The organism is Bacillus sp. EAC, assembly GCF_002156875.1.
Taxonomy (GTDB): Bacteria; Bacillota; Bacilli; order Bacillales; family Bacillaceae_G; genus Gottfriedia.
Window position 1 is genome coordinate 1 of record NZ_NCSY01000024.1, and the last position, 4534, is coordinate 4534.

3 protein-coding genes and 2 rRNA genes are annotated in these 4534 nt (G+C 33.1%); all 5 read left to right on the forward strand.

From position 1 onward, the window contains the following. Nucleotides 1-2 precede the first annotated feature (2 nt). Nucleotides 3-118: ribosomal RNA gene (gene rrf / locus B7R65_RS20755) — 5S ribosomal RNA — on the forward strand. Between the two features lie 361 nt (nucleotides 119-479). Beyond that, a complete protein-coding gene (locus B7R65_RS20760) occupies nucleotides 480-2234 on the forward strand; it encodes an ABC transporter ATP-binding protein (RefSeq protein ID WP_088044715.1) in 1755 nt (584 codons plus the stop codon). A gap of 25 nt (nucleotides 2235-2259) precedes the next feature. Beyond that, nucleotides 2260-2934 carry a response regulator transcription factor gene (locus B7R65_RS20765; protein ID WP_088044716.1) on the forward strand — a complete coding sequence of 225 codons (675 nt, stop codon included), beginning with the start codon at nucleotides 2260-2262 and terminating at the stop codon, nucleotides 2932-2934. After that, nucleotides 2931-3989 carry a sensor histidine kinase gene (locus tag B7R65_RS20770; protein WP_179194949.1) on the forward strand — a complete coding sequence of 353 codons (1059 nt, stop codon included), beginning with the start codon at nucleotides 2931-2933 and terminating at the stop codon, nucleotides 3987-3989. Before B7R65_RS20765 ends, B7R65_RS20770 begins: the two co-directional genes overlap by 4 nt. Nucleotides 3990-4270: 281 nt before the next feature. Beyond that, a 16S ribosomal RNA gene (locus B7R65_RS20775) occupies nucleotides 4271-4534 on the forward strand; the annotation flags it as partial.

A 4534-nucleotide genomic window follows, 5' to 3' on the forward strand; every position in this document is an offset into this window, starting at 1 on the left:
AATCAAGTGATGATAGCGAAGAGGTCACACCCGTTCCCATACCGAACACGGCAGTTAAGCTCTTCAGCGTCGATGGTAGTTGGGGGTTTCCCCCTGTGAGAGTAGAACGTCGCCTGGTTAATTGAAAAACATCAGCTTATAGGCTGATGTTTTTTTGTGTTTATAAAGATAGGATTTTTAAATATGAGGTAAACACTAAGTTATTCTATAGATTAATGTTGATAATTGATGTAGAACGAGCTTGGAGCTGCAATCCAGGTCGATCCTGAGGTGAGACAAGGCAGCAAAGACTCAAAAAGCGAGGTAAGAGTTAGAAAAATGACAGTTCCGTACGCGATTGAAAGACGATTTTAGGAGTCTTAACAAATTCCATAACTGAATCTAAAACAAAAGTAATATTTTTTTCTAGTTCATTCTTTATTCATATTTAAGATGTAAATTTAGAAATAATTAGAACGAAAATAGTTAGGAGTTAAGTGATGAGAAGAGAAATAGATATAAATAAAAAAGGTGATTGGAAAAATTTTATTTTATTAATAAAAAGTGCTAATCCACCTAAATGGTTGTTTATTATAGGTGTACTATTGAGTGTTACAACTACATTAGTAGGTTTATTGTTGCCATTATTGACAAAGAAATTTGTAGATGGATTTTCAATATCTTCATTAAGTAAGGGGCAAATAGGCATTTTTGTTAGTGTTCTACTAATACAGGCTATATCTTCAGCAACTGCTATCTACTTATTAAGTCGAGTGGGGAATCAAGTAGTTGCAAACGTAAGACATCGATTATGGAAAAAAATGATCGTACTACCTATTTCCTACTATGATGACAGCCAAACTGGAGAAAATGTTAGTCGAGTCACAAATGATACAGCAATTTTAAAGGGATTAATAACTGAACATATTACAAATTTCCTTACAGGCATTATATCGATAATAGGTTCTTTTGTTTTATTACTAGTTTTAGATTGGAAAATGACTTTAGTAACTTTTAGTATTATTCCTGTAATCGTACTAATATTTATTCCGATTGGTAAACAAATGTCGAAGCTTTCAAAAGCTACACAAGATGAGACGGCAAAGTTTACGTCATTAATTAGCCAAGTGTTTTCAGAGATCAGATTGGTTAAGGTTTCAAATGCAGAATCGACTGAAATGAAAAACGGAGGTAAAGGAATAAATAAGTTATTAGCTTTCGGAATAAAAGAAGGCAAATTACATGCATTAATTGGTCCGATTATATCCTTTGTCTTGATGCTAATTCTTGTTGTTATAATTGGGTATGGCGGAGTAAGAGTTTCTTCTGGTGCAATAACAGCTGGAGCGCTTGTTGCCTACATTCTATATTTATTTCAAATTATCTTTCCAGTAACTCAAATTACGCATTTCTTTACTGAATTGCAAAAAACAAAGGGTGCAACGGAACGAATGATTAGTATTTTAGATCTAGATGAAGAAGATTATAAATATGGCGATAATAACATAGATACAAATTTACCAATAAAAATTAATTATTTGAGTTTCGCATATAAAGAAGAAGATATATTAAAGGATCTAAATTTCACTATCCATCCAGGAAAGGTAACAGCAATCGTTGGACCTAGTGGAAGTGGGAAAACTACATTATTTTCATTGATTGAGCGATTCTATTCTCCTACAAGTGGAGAAATATTAATAGGTAATAACCCTATTGATAACTTTAATTTAAACAGTTGGAGAAAACAAATTGGATATGTGGCTCAAGAAAGTCCTTTAATTATTGGTTCAATAAAAGATAATATTTGTTATGGAATCGATAGAGAAGTAACTGATAGTGAATTGGTTCAAGTTTCCAAAATGGCATATGTAGACCAATTCGTAAATGAGTTGGCGGATGGATTTAATACAGAAGTTGGAGAGCGTGGTATTAAATTATCTGGAGGACAGAGACAACGTATTGGGATTGCAAGAGCCCTATTAAGAGATCCTAAATTATTAATGTTAGATGAAGCTACCTCTAATCTAGATAGTAGGTCAGAGTTAGTAGTTCAGAATGCACTTTCTAACTTAATGCAAGGTAGAACGACTTTAATTATAGCCCACCGTCTTTCGACTGTTATTGATGCAGATCAAATTGTATTTTTAGATAAAGGTAGAATCACCGGTGTTGGTTCTCATGATGAATTATATAACTCCCATAAAATGTATAAAGAATTTGCTGACCAACAATTACGTGCTAATAGTACGGTGTAATAATATATAGAAAGGGGAAAAACACGTGACTAGTATTTTAATTGTGGATGATGACCCGCATATTCGAAAATTACTAAATGTATTACTTTTCGATGAAGGATTTAAAATCTTTGAAGCATCAAATGGTATCGAAGCACTTACAGTCTTTGAAGAGAATAAAATTGATATGTTAATCATTGATTTAATGATGCCAAAAATGGATGGATTTGAACTATGTCGAGAAATTAGAGATGAGTACGATCTTCCTATTATTATGTTAACAGCTAAAGGTGAGACTGAACAAAAAGTTAAAGGTTTTAGAATGGGTACGGATGATTACATTGTAAAACCTTTTGAACCTGTTGAATTAGTTGTTCGAGTAAAGGCACTTTTAAGACGTTCAAAAATTTCTTCATCTCAAGTTGTCCGAATAGGTAAATTAACAATAGACCATGGAAACTTAAAAGTATTAAACGAGGATCAAGTAATAACTATTCCACTTAAAGAACTTGAATTACTTTTTACTTTAGCAAGTTCTCTAGGAAGAACTTTTTCTAGAGAACAATTAATTGAAAATATATGGGGGTTCGATTATCAAGGCGATGAAAGAACAGTTGATGTTCATATTAAACGCTTAAGAGAAAGATTTCCCGAGAAACAATATGGTTTTAAAATTTCTACAGTATGGGGATTAGGCTATCGAATGGAGCTAATGAAATGAAAAAAACAAGAGAAGTTCTAGGGGCAGTCTTACTATTTTCATTTATTATTACTATCAGTTGTATTATTGCAAATTATGCTACGTATTATTTCTTTAATCACTACTTTCAAGACCTAGCGGAAGTTGTAAAGCAAATAATAACCTCGATTTTAGCATTTATCGTTATAGGGGGTATCGCATCAATCGCTGGAAGAATATTTCATCATCCACATCAAAGAAGGCTTGTAAATGAAGTACTCCATGCAATTAAAAGTATCTCAAGAGGAGATTATAATGTATCAGTAAAGCTTGAAAATATGAGAAATGGTCTAGGTGGAGAAGTAGGTAAAATTATTGATAGTTTTAACCGCATGGCGGTCAATCTGAATCAATTGGAAAGTATGAGACAAGAGTTTATAACGAATGTCTCGCATGAAATCCAATCTCCCTTAACATCAATTAAAGGATTTGCCAAAGTTTTGCAAAATGATAACCTACCATTGGAAGAAAGAAAGCAGTATTTAAGTATTATTGAATATGAAAGTACACGTTTATCGAAGCTTAGTGATAATTTACTTAAATTGACTTCCTTAGAATCGCAGAGCACACCATTAGAAAAATCAAGTTTTTCTTTAAATAATCAATTGATGTACACTATTTTGAGTTGCGAACCACAAATAATAGAAAAGAACATAAACATTATCGTTAATCTTCATAAGATTGATATAGTTGGCGATGAGGTCTTACTAAACCAAGTATGGATGAATTTAATAACAAATAGTATAAAATTTACACCTGTTAATGGCGAGATATCAATATCAATTAGTGAGGATACAGATAAAGTTATCGTTAATATTAAGGATACTGGAATTGGTATTTCTGATGAAGACCAAGTCCACATTTTTGAAAGATTTTATAAGGCCGACAAGTCAAGAGATAGAACGACAGTTGGAAACGGGCTAGGATTGTCAATTGTAAGGAAAATTGTTGAGATGCATGATGGAATCGTATTTGTAGAAAGCGAGGTTGGGAAAGGTTCCGTTTTTATTGTAGAACTTCCAATATTAGCTTCTTAATAAGTTTGTTTTAATCTTTTTACGATTAATTGATTTTTTTTCAATTAATCGTAAAAAGTGTTGCAATGAGTAATTATTAATGGTATATTATTAAACGTTGTCACATTAATTCAAAAGATGAGACGCAAAAATAATAACAATTAGTTGTTGACATAAATAACAGTTACATGTTATTATATTATAAGTCGCTTACGAGCGATAGTGAACTTTGAAAACTAAACAAAACATGAAGTAAAACGTCAATTATTAGTTTTAGAGCAAAACAAGATTTAAACTTAACTATTATGGAGAGTTTGATCCTGGCTCAGGACGAACGCTGGCGGCGTGCCTAATACATGCAAGTCGAGCGGACTTGTAGGAGCTTGCTCCTGCAGGTTAGCGGCGGACGGGTGAGTAACACGTGGGCAACCTACCTATAAGACTGGGATAACTTCGGGAAACCGGAGCTAATACCGGATGACACAAAGGAACTCCTGTTCCTTTGTTGAAAGATGGCTTCGGCTATCACTTATAGATGGGCCCGCGGCGCATTAGCTAGTTGGTGA